Source organism: Oribacterium sp. P6A1, from assembly GCF_000702885.1.
Classification (GTDB): domain Bacteria; phylum Bacillota; class Clostridia; order Lachnospirales; family Lachnospiraceae; genus Oribacterium.
In genome coordinates this window covers 104,363-122,203 of sequence record NZ_JNKO01000001.1, presented here as the reverse complement: position 1 = coordinate 122,203, position 17,841 = coordinate 104,363, and the positions used below count along the sequence as shown (strand labels likewise).

The following is a 17,841-nucleotide window of genomic DNA, read 5'->3' as shown; positions in this document are numbered from 1 at the left end:
TTAAAGAGCTATAACGATACCGCCATCCTCTGCATATACTGTGGCAACACCCATTGTGTTGGAAATAACAATCCTGCGGAAGCTTGCAAGCTTTAAAAGCTCTTCTTTTACATATTCGGCACGCTCAAGATTGTTCACATGAGTAATGGTAAGAAGCATATGTTTTGTTTTTTCGGGACCTCCGGCTCTTTCAACTGCAAGCTGAACCATACGTTTAATGGCTTTATTGAGTCCTCTTTGCTGATCCAGCTTTTGAATGATTCCTCCGATTGCAGTCATAACAGGCTTGATGTTAAGAGCTGATGCAAGGAAAGACTTTACAGCGGAAAGTCGTCCGTTCTTTCGAAGGTTTTCAAGAGATTCCAGAACGAAATATATCTGCATGACATCGATTTTATCAGTCATGTAACTAACAACCTCATCAAAGGTCTTTCCTTCGTTCTTTAACTCCTGTAAGGTGAGGCAGAGATTCAATTCACCGGCAGTAGCTGTGTTGGTATTGAAAACTTTAATCTTTTTTGTGCTTTCGGGATGCTCTTCTTCATACATCTGTTGACCGATAACTGCAGACTGGTAAGATCCTGAAAGATGTTCCGATATGGTTATGATGTATATTTCATCCGAATCACTGTCTTCAATGGCCTTTTTATAGGCTTCAGGAGAAGGACAGGCGGTTTTTGCACCTTCAGAAGACTCCTTTAGTCTTTTGATAAAGTCCAGTTGATCAAAATTCTCATCATCAATTACAGAATAAGAACCGATTTCCAATGTAAGGGGAACTATAGAAAAATGAGGATCAGCCTTTAATTCAGGTGTGTAATCACAACAGCTGTCTCCTATAACCTTGTAATCCATATAACCTCCACGTTTCTTGACGTAGTTTTGATTACTACATATTATAACAAAGGACAAAAGTATGTCAATGACCTTGCCCTAATGGAAGATAAGCGTTAAAATCATTAAATATGTGTAATACTGATTTGATATTAATCGGATGGTATTTTATCACATAATATGTCATTTGTAATAAACAAATGGCAAAAAGCGTCAGAACTTCCAACAGTGAAATCTAAAAGGACTGGCGTATCAGGAAGAGGGTAGTATCATGAGTTTGAAAAAGTTTTCTCAAAACAATTCCGTCAGTTCCAGACATTCTGATCGATTAAGAAACGATTCTTCAAAAAGTAATCAGCAGAAAACGGAAAATGAGTATACAAGAAGAGTACCTACTGGAGATGATTTAGATTCTGAATATAAAAGAGAATCATATCGTTCCGAAAGAAGAGCTTATGATGATGTTCCGGAGAATTCCGAGGATTTCTTTCTGGATTCGGATACTGGGAGTTATGATGATATAACCGATTATCCGGATGAAGAAAAGTCTTTTGATGAAAGGCTTGCTGAAAGACGCGAAGCTATAAGAAGCAGGCACAGGCAGAACGTAAGAAAAAGAAAACAGATGCGTTTTTCTGCGATTCTGATAGCCATAGATATCGTCGTGGTTCTTGTTCTCGGAGTAATGTTTTTCACAGGTAAGCTGAATTTAAGTGGTCTCATCGGTAAGAAGGTCGCCGTAGAAACAACTGCAGCTCCGGAAGAATCAACAGTTGCGCTTGAATCAGATATAAGCTCTGAAAGTGTTTCGGCTCAGGAGGATATGAATCAGCTTATAGCTGCCTGTGACATAAAGGCTGCTATGTATGACTATGATGCTGCTATTGAGACCCTTTCCAATTCAGCCTATGGGGCTGATCCGACAGTACAGGCGAAGATTCAGGAGTACAGAACAGCAGCGGAAGCCTGTGTTCCTTTTGACAATTCTCAGGTGACTCATGTTTTCTTCCATATTCTTTGTGTTGATACCGACAGAGCATTTACAAATGATGCAGCCGGAAAGGACTTCAATCAGGTTATGACAACCATACCGGAGTTTGAAGCCATACTTCAGCAGATGTATGACAGAGGATATGTGCTTGTAGGACTTCACGACATGGCAGAGATAGAAGTTCAGCCGGATGGTACAGAGAAAATGGTGAAGAAGCAGATCATGCTGCCGGAAGGAAAGAAAGCATTCGTAATGTCGGAAGATGACGTATGCTACTATGAGTACATGGAAGGCAAGGGCTTTGCTGATAAGATGGTTCTTGATGAGAACGGCAAGCTGAAGCTTCAGTATACCGATGCAGCGGGCAATGTTTCCATAGGCGACTATGATATTGTTCCCATACTTGATAATTTCATCGAACAGCACCCTGATTTTTCCTACAGAGGAGCAAAGGCTATCATAGCATTTACAGGTTATAACGGTGTTCTTGGATACAGAACCGATGAAACCTACGATGAAAGTTCACCTAATCGTGACCCGAGTATGAAGGCAAATCCTAACATAGCTGATGACAGAGAAACCTGCAAGGTACTTATGCAGGCACTTGTTGATGACGGTTACGAGCTGGCTTCACACAGCTGGGGTCATCTGAATTTCACCAACAGAGATCTTGCTGCTCTTACCAAGGATACAGACAGATGGGAGCGTAATGTTGAGACTCTCATGCCGGGCAACTGTGATATTATTCTCTATCCTTTCGGAGCTGATATTGCAGACTGGCATCCATACACAACTGAAAATGAAAAGTTCAATATGCTTCAGAATGCAGGATTCAGATATTTCTGTAACGTGGATTCAAATCCGGCATGGGTACAATTCGGAAGCAATTTTGTAAGACAGGGACGCAGAAACCTGGACGGCTACAGAATGTGGATGGATTACTCCGGACAGGACAGTAAACTTTCCGATCTGATGGATGTTAAGACCGTATTTGATACCAGAAGACCTACACCTATCACCTGGAACTAAATCAATAGGAATAAAGAAAACAAGTCATGCCATATCCTGGTAATGACTTGTTTTTTTCTTTCCAGGTTTGAAAAGAGAAGTTCATAAGACAAGTACAGTAAAGCGATGCGGTAATACTTTAACGAATTAAAAATTTAAATACATATCATAAAATGTCGTAAAGTAAAACCTATTGATATATAATTTCGAATTATGTAAAGTATACGTCTGAGTTATACAATAACAAGGGGTGTGTTGCAAAAGTACATGCCCTTTTATATTGCAACTTTTCACTTGAAATGAAATATGGTGAATGTTATACTACTTTCGTGTTATAAAGTGTAAAAGTTCAAAGAATTAACACGCTAAAACAATAAAGCGAATAATCAAAGAATGATATGGCGATGCAGCCTTGTACAGGTCAGCCATAAAACGTCAGTCTATTGCTTTGCAAAATACGTGTTGGCTGACGTATAAAGACAGAGGATTTGGATATGAACAGTAAATTAAAGACAAAAGAGGTAGACCATTTATTTGATGCAATCCTTACACTTAAGTCTAAGGATGAATGCTATAAGTTTTTTGAGGATGTTTGCACCATCAATGAACTTCTTTCCATGGCACAGAGATATGAAGTTGCCAAGATGCTTCGTGAGGGAGAGACTTATCTGAACATCGCAAAAGCAACCGGAGCTTCTACAGCTACTATATCAAGAGTAAACCGTTCCCTTAATTACGGAGCAGACGGATACGATATGGTATTTGAGAGACTGGGGTATGAAGATAATCTGAAAAAGAAATGATTCGATTAATCGGGCAGGGTAGAAATACCCTGCCCGATTTCATTAATTCTGTTATGGTCCGCTTATGCAAACAGGATAGACGCTTGACAGCCGTATCGCGAAAAAAGAGACAAACGACCGATGATCGTTTGCCTCCTTATTTATAATTAACTAATAAAACATTATTTCTTTTTCTTCATGGCTCTTTCTGCGGCCTGTCTTGAAAGCTCTGCTTCATGAAGCTTGTCAGCTATCTTTTCCATAAGCAGCTTTTTCATGAATACATCCAATCCAAGTTCACACAAAAAAGAAAAAAGCTGGAGTTCCCCTCTGTCTTCGTCGGAAATTCCGGAAAATTTGGGATTATCGGCACGGAAGGAATCAAGCGACATCTTTGCCATGGTTTCAACTTCGGCAAAGATCCTTTTCTTCTCATCAGGCTCCAGAGTAAACACTTCATCATAGATATCTGTAAGTGTCACTGAGGGATGTCCGGAAAAATATTTCTCATTGAGAGGCTTAAGGATGACCTCAATATCATTTAACTGAAGGATGCCCTTATAATAGTAGATGAACAGTAAAATGAGCATATGCTCTCTGTTGTATCTCTTACGGTCAGGAGGAGGCAGAAGCTTGTTCTTCGCATAATTGTTGATCATGGTCTTCGTAAGTGCCTTGTCCTCGTGATGTCTCTTAATGGGATCAAGATGCTGATCCATAAAACCGGTCACCTGATCCATGTAAAGATCTATGTTTGGTATATCTTCAGTGGTGATATGATCAAGAGAATGAAAATATTCAATTAATTCTTCAAAGTATTTTTCGTCCATGCCGTAAAGTATAACACAATCCATTTTTTGCCACAATAAATACTTTTGACCCCTAAAGACTCATGTGTTATAATCGAGCGACGTTAAAATAATAAGAGATTTAGGAGTAACATGGAAAATCTTGAAAGAATTTTAAATAAGGAACAGTGTGATGCAGTAAGACATACAGAAGGACCTCTTCTGGTACTTGCCGGAGCAGGATCAGGAAAGACAAGAGTTCTTACTCATCGTATAGCCTACCTCATCGAAAACTGCGATGTTCAGCCGTGGAACATCCTGGCCATAACATTTACAAACAAAGCAGCCGGAGAAATGAGAGACCGTGTTGATAAGATAGTTGGTGTCCGGGCAAGAGAGGTTTGGGTTTCAACCTTCCATTCCATGTGTGTCCGTATGCTGCGTCGTCATATCGAAAGAATTGGATATACTTCCAATTTCTCGATTTATGATACAGATGATCAGAAGACCGTAATGCGTCAGGTGTTTAAAGAGCTTAATATCGATAATCAGAAGATCAAGGACAGGGCTGTTCTGTCAGCTATCTCCAAGGCAAAGAATGAGGGTATGTCTCCTGAGGATTTCGGAAAGCAGATTTCAGGAGGAGATTTCACTGAAAAGAAAATTGCCGAGTGCTACACACTGTATGAGAAGAAGCTTCATCAGAACGATGCACTGGATTTCGATGATCTTCTTTTAAAGACAGTTGAGCTTCTTGATACGGAGCCTGAGGTACTTCAGTATTATCAGGAGAGATTCAGATACATACTTGTGGATGAGTATCAGGATACCAATGATATACAGTTCAACCTCATTCACAAGCTTGCAGGAAAGTATAAAAATATCTGTGTTGTAGGTGATGATGATCAGAGTATATACAAGTTCCGTGGAGCAAATCTCGAAAATATTCTTTCCTTTGAGAAGAGCTTTCCGGGGGCAAGGGTAATAAAGCTTGAGCAGAATTACCGTTCCACAGAAAAGATCCTTGATTGTGCCAATGCTGTCATCGCGAACAACAAGGGCCGTAAGCAGAAGCGTCTCTGGACCGACAAAAAGGGTGGTGCCGATGTTACCTTTCAGGAGTTCGACAGTGCCAATGATGAAGCTTATGCTGTAGTAAGAGAGGTTAAGAATACACCGAGAGCCTACCATGACCAGGCTATTCTTTATCGTACAAATGCCCAGTCCCGTCTTATGGAAGAGCAGTGCATAAAGATGAACATACCTTATCAGATTATAGGCGGTGTAAACTTCTATCAGAGACGTGAGATAAAAGATGTTCTTGCATATATGAAGGTGATTGCCAATGCTGCGGATAATGTGGCATTTGAACGTATCATCAATGTACCTAAGCGCGGTATCGGTGATGCCACCCTTGAAAAGCTTAGAGTATTTGCTGCGGCCAATACAACTCCGGAGCATGTTGTGACCATGTACGAGGCGGCCACAAAGGCAGAGCTTATAGGCATTTCGGGAAAAGCAGGAAAAAAACTTCTTGAGTTCACTGAGATGGTTGAGAACTGGAAGTACAGACTTCGTATCGCCGGTTATCTTGACCAGAATGCAATGGATGAGGAGAGTTTTTCCATTCAGAAGCTTATTGAGTCCATTCGTGATGATACCGGATACGGAACAGAGATAAAGGCAGAGGGAACCATCGAAGCAGAGACCAGATTCCAGAACATTGAGGAAATCATTAACAAGGCAGCCGACTATCAGGCTCATGCCGAGGAACCGAAGCTGAGTGAGTTCCTGGAAGAGGTTTCTCTTGTTGCGGATATAGACAGAAAGGATGACAATACTGATCTTCTCACTCTTATGACCCTTCACGGAGCCAAGGGACTTGAATTTCCAAAGGTATACCTTGTTGGTATGAGTGACGGTCTTTTTCCGGGCTACAGATCCATGGAGGACCATGAAGATCTTGAAGAGGAAAGACGTCTTTGCTATGTCGGTATTACAAGAGCTGAAGAGGAGCTTGTTATGACAAGTGCCCGTTCACGTATGGTAAACGGAAACTTCGAGAGAATGAAGCCGTCCATGTTTATCAATGAAATACCTGATGAGATGTGCAGGAAGTCTTTTATCAACAGATACGGTGAGGATGAAATGCCGTTTGCGGATGCCTTTGGTTCCGGTTACGGTCATGGCAGTTCATACGGTTCAGGAAGCTGCGGGGATTACAGAAAGAACAGGCGTGAGAGTCAGAAGTATAATGAACTGGATGAATATAGATTCGGTTCGGACAGCTTTGGAAATACTATAGGCGGAAGAGGAAACCGTTCATCGGGAGGCTTCGGTTCATCAGGCTTTGGCGCCAACAGCTATGGTTTAAGCGGTATGGGTTCCACGGGATATTTGAACAGAAGTACCGGCGCGGGAACTCCAAAGAAAACCAGCGGTTCAGGCATTCCCAAGAATCTTGTTTCACAGGGGGTGCAGAAATTAAGTTCCCTTGACTATAAAGAAGGGGATACAGTAAGTCATATCAAGTTCGGACGCGGAAAAGTTCTTTCTGTAACCGATGGCAAGAAGGATTTTGAAGTTACTGTAGAATTTGAAAAGGCCGGTCAGAAAAAGATGCTGGCAAGTTTTGCAAAGCTGAAAAAAGTTGAAGAATAGTATGAATGCAGAGGAACGGGAAGTGTTCCTGTATAGGCTTTGACACTCATATCAAATGAGTCAAAAGAAGGAGGCAGTTTTGGACTGTCTCCTTTTTGAATTAAAAAATATTTATATTAGATTTTTTCCAGAAGTGCGATGCACTCACAGTTATTGGTTCTCGGGAACATATCAACAGGACAAAGCTTAAGTACCTTATATCCGGCCTCCTGGAGAGGAACCAGATCTCTTGCGAGACTCTTTGGCTTACATGCAACATAGATAAGTCTGTCTACGCCGTAATCAATGATCTTTGTAAGAGCCTTAGGATGAATACCGTCTCTTGGAGGATCAAGAATGATGAAATCAGGTCTCGGCGCATCCTCATAGCTTCCGTCTTCTTTTATAAGTCTTCCGCCTTCCTCGATGACCTTAAGAACATCTCCGGCGATGAAATCACAGTTTGTGACTCCGTTAAGCTCAGCATTTTCTCTGGCAGCGGCTACAGCCTCTTCAACAATCTCTACACCAACAGCTTTACTTGCAACACTGCTCATAAGCTGGGTGATGGTTCCGGTCCCTGAATAGAGATCGTAGATCACAGGCTTTTTAACATCAGAGTTTTCCTGTTCCTTTTTTAACTCCCTGAAACCCGCATATTCACGAACCTTTTCATATAGCTTTTCGGCACCGAGAGAATTGGTCTGAAAAAAGCTGAAGGGGGTAATACGGAAACGAAGCCCAAGGATTTCCTCGTAGAAGAAGCTCTGTCCATAGAGAACAGTGGTCCCCATATCCGTGACCGCATCAGCGAGAGAATCATTGACAGTATGAAGAATACCTGCAAATGTTCCTTCGATTTTTCCATCTTCCTTTAATTTAAGAAGAGTGTCTTTCCAGCCATTTAAAACATCTTCTTCCTTCATAGGAGGAGCCACTCTTATATACTTGTCAGGTGTAGGCTTTTTGTGCTTTTTCTGAGCCTTTGGGCTGTATCTTCTGTTGAACCACTCCGAAAGCTCTTTTGCTCTTTCTTCGTAAACCTCCTGTGGCGCTATTACACGCATGGCGCTGTCCCACTGTGAGGTAGTGACAAGATCAACAAGGATTTCTCCTGTTTTTATGGCTCTTCTGAAAAGAAGGTGCCTGAGATAGCCTTCATGTGCTTTCTTATGCTCATATGTAATTTCAAGTTTTGAAAAATACTCTCTTGTGGCACGTATTATTTCATTTGCGTCGCTATGGGGAAGAGAGCATATATCGGTATTTATAATGTTAAAGAAGCTGTGCTTCTGGTGAAGTCCAAGGGTAAGAGGACCGTCCTTTTCAGAATCACCGAAGGAGAACTCCATCTTATTGCGATATCCCTCGCATATGGGAGATGGTACTATTTCCTCGAAAGTGTAATCATCAGTATTTATAACAGGCTCCAAAAGCTCATGTAAGCCCTGTTCCTTTATCTTAAGCTCTTCATCATAGGTCTTTCCCTGATAAAAGCATCCTCCGCATCTTTCTGCATTGGCACATAATTCCATAAATATTGTCTCCTATAGATACAAACAAAACATAGTTAGCAGGCAATTCATTTTACTATATAGGGAGAAGCAACACAACATCGAGTAGGTAAAAAAAAGACATGGTGTCTTGACCATGTCTTAAAAGTTCAGTGAGATATCAGTCTTCGGCAACAACGTCATCGTCTTCGTCATCACAATCTTCATAATCATCATAATCTTCAAGATAATCAGGGGCAACAAAACGATAAACTGCATATGCAATGGCGGCTACTGAAGCAACAATTCCGATAATTGCGAGAATGGTGAGAAGAGTGTTCCTGATTCTGTCATCCTCTTTCTTCTTCTCGATGTAATCCTGCAGCTTTAACTTCTGTAAAAGGAGCTCAGCGCGGTCTCTTGCGTCTTCTCTATAATTCTTCATACTGTTTCTTAACTCTCTTGCGTTGTCTCTGAGAGCATCAATATCAAACTTATCCATGAGATACCTCCTATCATGATACATAGAATGATTATAACATTGAAAAAAGATTTTGACTATTCACCTTGAGTGAATAATATATTTTCACAGGTATATCAAAGCGGGATTTTGTAAGACAAAATTGCAGATGGATGTAAAAAACAGATATTGTTGATGATGTATATTATAAGAATATTAATAACACATTATTTGTCTATAATACTTATATTAACTTTAAATAAAAAGAAATTTCCACAGCATATTATCCTAAAGAAAAATGATTGACCCCCGGGAAATTAGCTATTAGAATATTTTGTAGGGCAATTATTGCAAATAATGCAAAATTTCGGGGGTAATTAAGATGAAAAAGATTTCACGTCGTGACTTTTTGAAAGGCAGTGCAGCCATCGCAGCAACAGGACTTTTGGGAGCCTGCGGTTCTCAGGATGTTCCTTCGGCAACCAGTCAGGCTGCAGAGACCACTGCGGCTGCTGCGACCACCGCTGCGGCGGAAACCACTGCAGCTTCCACAGAGGCTGCGACAGAAGCGGCCAAGGAGGCTGTAAACGCAATTTACAAGGCCGGAACCTATAAAGCCACTGCATACGGTAATATCAGCAATATAACCGTAGAGTGTACTTTCAGTGATACTGAACTTACGGCAGTTAAGGTTCTGGAGCAGGGAGAAACTCCTGTACTTTTCAGTCAGGTCGAAGATACTCTGATTCCTGCCATAATCGAGAATCAGGCAGGAGGCGTTGATGCAATTACAGGTGCAACCAATTCTTCACGTGCCGTTAAGGAAGCTATCGCAGACTGCGTGGCTCAGGCAGGAGGAGATAAAGCAGAGTGGCTTTCCAGGACACTGTCGGTAACACCCGGCGCAGATGAAACCTATGATGTGGATCTTGCAGTTATCGGCTGCGGAGCTGCAGGTTTTATGGCATCCATTACTGCAGGTCAGGCAGGACTTAAGGTTCTTACCATTGAAAAGTCAGGATCTGTTGCAGGCGTAAACGGAATCAAGGTTTCAGGGCCTTTCGCTGTGGATACATCGGTTCTTCACGCAAAAGAAGGCGGTACCACATTGACAGTAGACGAAGTATTCCAGCACGTAATGGAATACTCACACTGGACTCCTAATCCTGCTCTTATGTACAGATGTCTCACTGAATCAAAGAATGCAGTTGAGAAGCTTGTTGGAATCGGATACGAGATGAAGGAGGCAAACTTCCGTTTCGAAACACCTTTTATCGGTGAGAAGGGCGGATTCCACCTTATCACAAATCCTCTTGAGGAAAGAGTAGAGATGTGGGAGAAGGCATTGGCAGATGCAGGTGTGGAAGTGATCTATAACACTCAGGCAACTGATCTCATCATGGACGGAAGAAAAGCAAAGGGGCTTCATGCTGTTAAGGCCGATGGAACAAAAGTCACTGTTAATGCCAAGGCTGTTATCGTTGCGGCGGGAGGCTATCTCGGAAACCGTGATCTTCAGGAGAAGTTCCTAAAAACACGTAAGTTAAATGCAGCATCAGGAGGAAACAGCCTGTGCACAGGTGACGGTATCCTTATGACAGCTGATGCGGGTGCTGTTCTCAGTAAGACCTTCGGATATTGTCCATGTGAGTACGGCGGAACAAACAGTAAGGCTACAAGACCTGCAAAGCAGGATAAGTATGATCAGAACCTTTGGTTCAAGTTCGGTCTCTACGGAAATCTCCTTGTAGACGGCGAAGGAAAACGTTTCATCAATGAGGGTCTGCTCTGTGACTATCCTATGAGTTACGGTTCTGAGCAGATCATACTGAACGCTCCCTGGTACGGTATCGTTGATCAGGCTTATGTGGATGCCATGGCAACAGAGGGCCTTTATGAGTACACCACAAAGAAGGGCGCTAATGAAAAGAACTGGTTCATAGGAAACTACTTCAAGGACAGAATACTGGACAAGCTTCCTGAGGATATCGAGGAAGGTCTTAAGGAAGGATGGCTTGCAAAGGCTGATACCATTGAAGAGCTGGGAGAGAAATTCGGTCTTACAAATCTCAAGGAAACAGTAGAAGAGTACAACAAGTTCTGTGAGGATGGTGTCGATTCAAAGTTCGGTACTTCTCCATGGTACCTTTCAAAGGTTTCACAGGGTCCGTTCTATGCAGTACAGTGTGAGCCTTCAGCATGGTCAACCTTCGGTGGAATCCGTACAGACGACAGTCTCCGGGCATTGGATATAGAAAACCAGCCTATGGAAGGACTTTATGTGGTAGGTACAGATAATGGAAGTCTCTACTACAGCCCATACTACGATGTTCCGGGTTACTGCTATGGATTATGTATAGATTCCGGATATATCGCAGCAAACGAAGCTGCAGAATATATCAAGGCATGATGAATCAGGGAATAAAGTTCAGGTTGTATTCTGACGGGGCTTAGTATATTACCGTCATCAGTCATACAGGATAAGATCATTAAAGAGGAGACTTGAATTTCAGGTCTTCTCTTTTTTTGAAAAGACTGTCATGGGGCTTTTGAGAGAAACTTCAACATGATATAATAGACGTAAATTATTTGAACGTGATTGTAACATTTTAAACACTGTTAAAATTTGATTGATTTGCCGAAAATTATGAAAATACAAAACACAAAAAAACGTATATTGGAAAAAACACTGGATAATCTTTCTTCTGAAAGAAAGTCACCTGTGTCCGGGCTTATAGTACTTTCAATTCTGTATCTCGGATCCTATTTTGTTATGCCGTTTTTGTTGAATTCAAACTTTGCGATTGATTATAACGGCACATCCTTCGGATTGAATGCCTTTGCAGGAGTACTGTCATCAATCTGCAATATTTTCGCTATTTTACTCACCCTCTATTACGGTGATGTGGGATTCACCATTTCCATATCTGTATTACTTCTCAATATTCCGATGATCATTTCAAATACCATGAGAAGTCAGAATATTTCCAATATCTCCGGCGTATTTGTAACACTGGTAACTATACTTACTCTTATAGTCATTTATTTTAAAAATAAAGGCATCGAAAGGTATCAGGATAAACTCAGAAAACAGGCTGTTACTGACATACTGACAGGTCTTCCCAACAGATTTGCATGTGCCGAACTTGTGGATGACCTCGTAAAAAAGAATCAGCCTTTTACTGTTGTTTCCATAAATCTGAACGGCTTTAATGATATTAATGACACCATGGGCTTTGATATAGGTAATGAGGTCCTGATGGAATTATCGACAAAATGGAAGCTTCTTGCAGATATGGGCGCTTCCGGAACCCTTGATTTTATTGCCAGAGTCGGTGGAGATGAATTTAATCTCATAATCAGAAAGTACAGATCAATTAAAGATCTCATTAATACTCTTCACATGTACAGAGATGTACTTGGCAACAAGCTGCTCATCCATGATTACGAAATTCACATTTCCGCAGCCTACGGTTATGCCGAGTATCCCGCAGATGGTTCTGATGCTGATTCACTGTTTTCCTACTCCAACAAAGCCATGCTTAAGGCAAAGGAGAGCAAAGAAGATAATAAAATTCTTCGTTTCACTGATGATATGCTTATAGACAGGCATGTAACAGAAGTGGAGAATGAAATAAAAACAGCCATCATCAACAACAGTATCTTCTTTAATCTGCAGCCCCAGTTTGATATGAATCATAAGCTGAGAGGTTTTGAGGCTCTTGCCCGAATGAAAAACAAAAATGGGGAGTTTATTCCCCCCGGAGAGTTTATTCCTATTGCGGAAAAAGCAGGTCTCATAGATAAGGTTGACAGCGCTGTTTTCAGAAAAGCGGCAAAGTTTATCGGAAATCTCATTCAGGAGACCGATGCGGACATACTTCTCAGTATCAATATCTCTGTTAAGCATATCATGAAAAGGCACTTCCTTGATGAGCTTAAGGAAATTCTTGATACCTGTAATCTGTCACCCAGAAATCTGGAAATTGAGATCACTGAGTCTATCCTGATAGAGTCTGTTGAAAAAGCATCCAAGTGTATAGGTGAGCTAAAGGCAATGGGCATACATATAGCTATAGATGATTTCGGAACAGGATACTCATCACTCAGCTACCTTTTTAATTTCCCGGCAACGCTTCTTAAGGTAGATAAATCATTCATAGACAATATGAATAACAATGAAACATCAAAAAAATATGTTTCAACCATTATCTCCCTTGGACATATCATGGGTATAGATGTTCTGTCAGAAGGAGTTGAAACTGATGAACAGCTTGAAACTCTCCGGAAAATCGGATGCGATTATATTCAGGGATATATATGGGGTAAACCTTTAACAGAAAATGAAGCAAAGGAAGTAGTATTGAATTCATTTTAAAAATGATATCAAAAGCTCTGAAGCCGGATAAAAAATATGTGTCAAAAAATAAAACAAGTGTTATTATGTTAATCATATGTCCGGTGAATTAATAGGAATAAAAAGGAGCTTTTGAAGTGAAGCCTAATGATGAAAAAAGAATTGAAGAAGTCGTGAACATGATCCTCTCTGATTACGAGGATGATAGAACAGTCAATCATATCGATATATGCAATCAGCCCGATAAAAAAGCAATAGTGGATGTGGTTGAGAAGCTGTTAAAAATACTTTATCCGGGTTACTACAGCGATAAGGTTTACAGGATATATACATTAAAGAACAATATGTCCGCAACCATAGAGGATGTTATTTTTCATTTGAACAAGCAGATATCCATAGTTCTTAAGTATCAGGGAAAAGATGATTCGGATTCGGAGAAAATAACTCTTGAATTTATGAGCCGCATACCACGCATCAGAAAAACTCTTGAAACTGATGTTGAGGCCGGATTTGAAGGTGATCCCGCAGCAGCGGGAATGGATGAGATAATACTGTCTTATCCCGGATTTTTTGCCATCTCGATCTATCGTATGGCCCATGAACTTTCACTTCTCGGCGTTCCCATGATACCGAGAATCATGACAGAGTATGCTCATGGAAAGACAGGTATCGATATTCATCCGGGAGCCACGATAGGTGACTATTTCTTCATTGACCATGGAACAGGCATAGTTATAGGTGAGACAACCGTCATAGGTGATCACGTAAAGATATATCAGGGAGTTACCCTTGGAGGTCTTTCAACCCGCGGCGGACAGAGCCTGAAGGGAAAGAAGCGTCATCCTACCATAGGAAACAATGTTACCATCTATTCCAATGCTTCCATACTTGGAGGAGAAACCATCATCGGAGACAACGTTGTTGTGGGTGGTAATGCTTTTATCGTGAATTCTGTTGAAGAGGGAGCCAGAGTCAGTGCAAAGCAGCAGTAACAGGTTTTGATTCCGGACAAATCAAATTTCTTATCAGCTTTAACTCTTTTGTCGAAGAATAGTAGAGGACTGCTATATAGAGTGTTTCTTTCTGCTGAAAAAACAAAGGAGGTGGCGGGATGGCTCAAAAGATTGGATTGATAGCATTGGAATCTGCAATCACAATAGGGGAGAAAATAGACAGAATTCTTCAGAGCTGGAGAGGAGAGAGCTTTCTCATCCCATGTGAGTGTCCGAGATTCAACAGCGGCGAGGCTAAAGGAATACTGAAGGAATCCGTAAGAGACAAGGATATCTATATTCTTGTGGACGTTTGCAACAATACCATAACCTACAAAATGGATGGAAGTCTTAACCGTATGTCTCCGGACGACCATTACCAGGATATGAAACGCATCATTGCCGCCTGCAACGGTAAGGCTTCCCGTATTAATGTCATCATGCCTTTTCTTTATGAAAGCAGGCAGCACAGAAAAACCATGAGGGAGTCCCTTGACTGTGCGGTTATGCTGAGAGAGCTTGAGTCTATGGGAGTGCATAATGTTATCACTTTCGATGCCCATGACCCACGTATGGCCAATGTAGTTCCCCTTAACGGCATAGAAAATATATCTCCTGCTCTCCAGTTTACTCAGGGACTGCTTACCGAGTACGAAGATATAATCATCGACAAGGAACATCTGATGTTCATAGCTCCGGATGAGGGAGCCACCGAAAGAGTGGTTTTTCTTGCGTCACTTTTCGGAGTGAACATAGGCATGTTCTATAAGAGAAGAGATTATTCCACCATAGTGAACGGGTCTAATCCCATAATTGCACATGATTTCTGCGGCGGTGATGTTTCCGGAATGGACGTTATAGTTATAGACGATATGATAGATTCCGGCGGAAGCATGCTTGATGTAATGCGTCAGCTGAAGGAGCGGGGGGCAAAGAGAGTTTTTATGTTTGCCACCTTCGGACTCTTTTCAAAAGGCTTTGATAAATTTGACGAAGCCTTCGACAAGGGATTTTTTGACAGGATATTCACAACAAATCTCGTGGTTCAGAAAAAGGAATTACTTGAAAAGAAATACTATTTCAGCATAAATATGGAACGTTATATCGCGGCTATCATAGACACCATTAACAAAGGTGAATCTTTATCAAGGCTTACCAGGCCGGCTTCGAGGATTTCAGAGACCATTAAGAATTTTAAAGGTGAATAAATTCAGCACAAAAAATTGATTTTGAAAATGCAGGATTTAAATAAATCGACAAAATTTAAAAACTATTTCTAAACAAGGTTGACGTTGGGACATTAACCACCTATACTCGGCATTAAGTTTAAGGGAGTAGCTTCCACCGGAGGTGTTGCATATTTCGTCAGTACGGGACAGTGTCCCCGGAATATGTTGTAAAAAGCGAGACTTTTACTGCATAACGCAGTAGGAGTCTCGCTTTTTTATGTTTCATAGTGACAGATGCTCCTTAGTCATCAGTTTTTTGGAGGTATGAAATGATCTTACTGTACATCTTGTTTCTGGCATTGGGAATGTTTGCCCTTATAAAGGGCGCTGACATGTTCGTAAGCGGCAGCTCTTCGATCGCAGCAATCTTTCATGTTCCAAGTCTCATCATCGGACTCACCATAGTAGCTCTCGGCACCAGTGCTCCGGAGCTTGCGGTAAGTACATCTGCTTCACTTCAGGGTTCAAATGAGATAGCAATAAGCAATGTTGTAGGATCCAACTTCTTCAACCTCCTTGCAATCCTCGGAATATGCGCAGTTATGAAGCCCATGGCGGTTGATAATGCTGTAATCAAGAGAGATATACCTTTCTCCATAATCATTACCATCATAGCATTACTCGCAAGCTGCGGACCTATCCTTATGAGCGGAGGATTCTTAAATGTTGATGTATCACAGCATGCAGGTGTAGTCACAAGACCTGTGGGTATCCTTCTGGTGCTTCTCCTTATCGGATACATAGCAACACTTGTTATTGCGGCAAGAAAGAGTAAGGAAGAGGCTGAGGATGTCCCTCAGTACAGTGTTCTTAAATCTGTTGTTATGATCCTTGCAGGACTCGGTATCATCATTGCAGGAGGACAGGTTGTGGTTTACTGCGCAAAGGAGATAGCAAGAGCCGCAGGTATGACAGAAACTCTCATCGGTCTTACTGTAGTTGCTTTCGGCACTTCACTTCCTGAGCTTGTTACATCCATTGTGGCCATAAGAAAACAGGAAGCTGCCATGGCTATAGGAAACACCATTGGTTCCAACATCTTCAATATTCTTTTCATACTCGGAATTTCTGCAACCATCCATCCGGTGGAGGTAAACATCGCTTCCTGTATCGACATGATGATACTTGTAGTCGTGACTCTTGTAGCCCTTGTTTTCTCCATCAGCAACAGAAGGATTTCGAGGGTTGAGGGCGGTCTCATGCTTGCAATGTATTTTGCAGATATGGCATACGCCATCGTTAGATAAAGCTGAATGAAAAAAATCGGCAGTACCTGTAAATTAAGGTACTGCTGATTTCTTTTGTATATAGTTAATAGCATTTGCCTAAGCATGAAATATCCTGAATTGTAACTATACGTTTCATAAAAAATCCCTTTCTTGTGTGATATTTAATATGTTTAGTATGGTTACATATATCTGAGCATATTAATATCACCAAAATCTAAATTTAATATATAATCAGTTATAACAAGCAGAACAGTATAGATGAAGAAACAAATCGAACTAAAGACAACAGGTCTTTATTAAAGGAATTGATTATAACCAACCATAAGTATTTTCTTTTTTACATATGGGCTTAAAAATAATAAAATTGCTGAAAAAGAATAGTGAGTTGATAATAAAGATACAAGAGTGAAAAATAAATTTTTTCACTCTTGTGTTTGCGGGGCAAAATATGTCCCTTTCATGGTTGAATATAATGAATGGAGTGATTGAGCATGGTGAACGAAAAGGTGAAAAAGTTTCTTGTTTCAAAAAATCTTGGTGACAGACTGACTGAGCATACTGAGACAATAGATACCGTGGAACATGCGGCACAGCAGATAGGATGTACAGAACCGGAGATAGCAAAAACATTGTCTTTCATCGTTAATGAAAAGCCTGTAATAGTCGTGATGGCCGGTGATGGCAAGGTCAACAGTTCAAAATTCAAGACATTATTCCATACCAAGCCTCATATGATCCCGAGAGATCAGGTGGAGAATATTACAGGATTTCAACCTGGCGGAGTGTGCCCTTTCGCGGTGTCCGAGAACATTCCGATCTGGCTGGATGTATCCATGAAAAGATTTGAATACGTTCATCCTGCCGGAGGCAATGAGTTTACTTCAGTTAAACTGACGCCTTCGGAACTTGAAACAGTTACAGGAGCTGAAGGCTGGTGCGACGTGTGTAAGGGATGGGAAAATGATTAGCTGATTACAAATAAAAGCTGGCAGTTTTACTATATAAACGAAATCAAGTATTTTAGACTTGGTTTCGTTT

General features: G+C 41.1%; 13 protein-coding genes. 9 read left to right on the top strand and 4 right to left on the bottom strand.

From position 1 onward, the window contains the following. On the bottom strand, positions 1–855 hold the full coding sequence (locus tag T515_RS00505) for a DegV family protein (protein WP_036606378.1): 855 nt from the start codon (positions 853–855) through the stop codon (positions 1–3). Between the two features lie 250 nt (positions 856–1,105). Between T515_RS00505 and T515_RS00500 the strand changes: the two genes are divergently transcribed. Together T515_RS00500 and T515_RS00495 are read left to right on the top strand one after the other, a co-directional pair. Continuing rightward, on the top strand, positions 1,106–2,854 hold the full coding sequence (locus T515_RS00500) for a polysaccharide deacetylase family protein (protein ID WP_242839295.1): 1,749 nt from the start codon (positions 1,106–1,108) through the stop codon (positions 2,852–2,854). A 473-nt stretch (positions 2,855–3,327) separates the two neighbouring features. Beyond that, positions 3,328–3,636 (top strand): YerC/YecD family TrpR-related protein, encoded by a 309-nt coding sequence (locus tag T515_RS00495; RefSeq protein WP_036606376.1) that lies wholly within the window; start codon positions 3,328–3,330, stop codon positions 3,634–3,636. Between the two features lie 161 nt (positions 3,637–3,797). Here the strand turns inward: T515_RS00495 and T515_RS00490 are convergent, their stop codons facing one another. Beyond that, complete coding sequence (locus tag T515_RS00490) at positions 3,798–4,445, bottom strand: DUF1836 domain-containing protein (RefSeq protein ID WP_036606626.1); 648 nt, start codon at positions 4,443–4,445, stop codon at positions 3,798–3,800. A gap of 111 nt (positions 4,446–4,556) precedes the next feature. Here T515_RS00490 and T515_RS00485 point away from each other — a divergent pair, with 111 nt between their 5' ends. Beyond that, the gene (locus T515_RS00485; protein WP_036606374.1) at positions 4,557–7,064 is read left to right on the top strand and encodes an ATP-dependent helicase; all 2,508 of its coding nucleotides are present in this window, start codon (positions 4,557–4,559) and stop codon (positions 7,062–7,064) included. 116 nt (positions 7,065–7,180) lie between these two features. Here T515_RS00485 and T515_RS00480 read toward each other — a convergent pair whose 3' ends face one another. Further along, a complete protein-coding gene (locus tag T515_RS00480) occupies positions 7,181–8,578 on the bottom strand; it encodes a class I SAM-dependent RNA methyltransferase (RefSeq protein WP_036606373.1) in 1,398 nt (465 codons plus the stop codon). 139 nt (positions 8,579–8,717) lie between these two features. After that, complete coding sequence (locus T515_RS00475; protein WP_242839293.1) at positions 8,718–9,038, bottom strand: DUF5955 family protein; 321 nt, start codon at positions 9,036–9,038, stop codon at positions 8,718–8,720. A gap of 340 nt (positions 9,039–9,378) precedes the next feature. Here T515_RS00475 and T515_RS00470 point away from each other — a divergent pair, with 340 nt between their 5' ends. The 6 genes from T515_RS00470 to T515_RS00445 all read left to right on the top strand — a co-directional run bounded on the left by T515_RS00470 (position 9,379) and on the right by T515_RS00445 (position 17,771). Continuing rightward, entirely contained in the window at positions 9,379–11,406 is a 2,028-nt protein-coding gene (locus T515_RS00470) for an FAD-binding protein (RefSeq protein ID WP_036606372.1), read from the top strand. Between the two features lie 237 nt (positions 11,407–11,643). Then, entirely contained in the window at positions 11,644–13,374 is a 1,731-nt protein-coding gene (locus T515_RS00465) for a putative bifunctional diguanylate cyclase/phosphodiesterase (protein ID WP_036606371.1), read from the top strand. Between the two features lie 116 nt (positions 13,375–13,490). Then, positions 13,491–14,345, top strand: a complete 855-nt coding sequence (locus T515_RS00460; RefSeq protein ID WP_036606370.1) for a serine O-acetyltransferase — start codon at positions 13,491–13,493, stop codon at positions 14,343–14,345. A gap of 119 nt (positions 14,346–14,464) precedes the next feature. Continuing rightward, the gene (locus tag T515_RS00455; RefSeq protein WP_036606369.1) at positions 14,465–15,553 is read left to right on the top strand and encodes a ribose-phosphate pyrophosphokinase; all 1,089 of its coding nucleotides are present in this window, start codon (positions 14,465–14,467) and stop codon (positions 15,551–15,553) included. Positions 15,554–15,843: 290 nt separating this feature from the next. After that, positions 15,844–16,821: a calcium/sodium antiporter gene (locus T515_RS00450; RefSeq protein WP_036606367.1), complete on the top strand. Its 978-nt coding sequence runs from the start codon at positions 15,844–15,846 to the stop codon at positions 16,819–16,821. Between the two features lie 473 nt (positions 16,822–17,294). Next, on the top strand, positions 17,295–17,771 hold the full coding sequence (locus tag T515_RS00445) for a YbaK/EbsC family protein (RefSeq protein ID WP_036606365.1): 477 nt from the start codon (positions 17,295–17,297) through the stop codon (positions 17,769–17,771). The last annotated feature ends 70 nt before the right edge of the window (positions 17,772–17,841 follow it).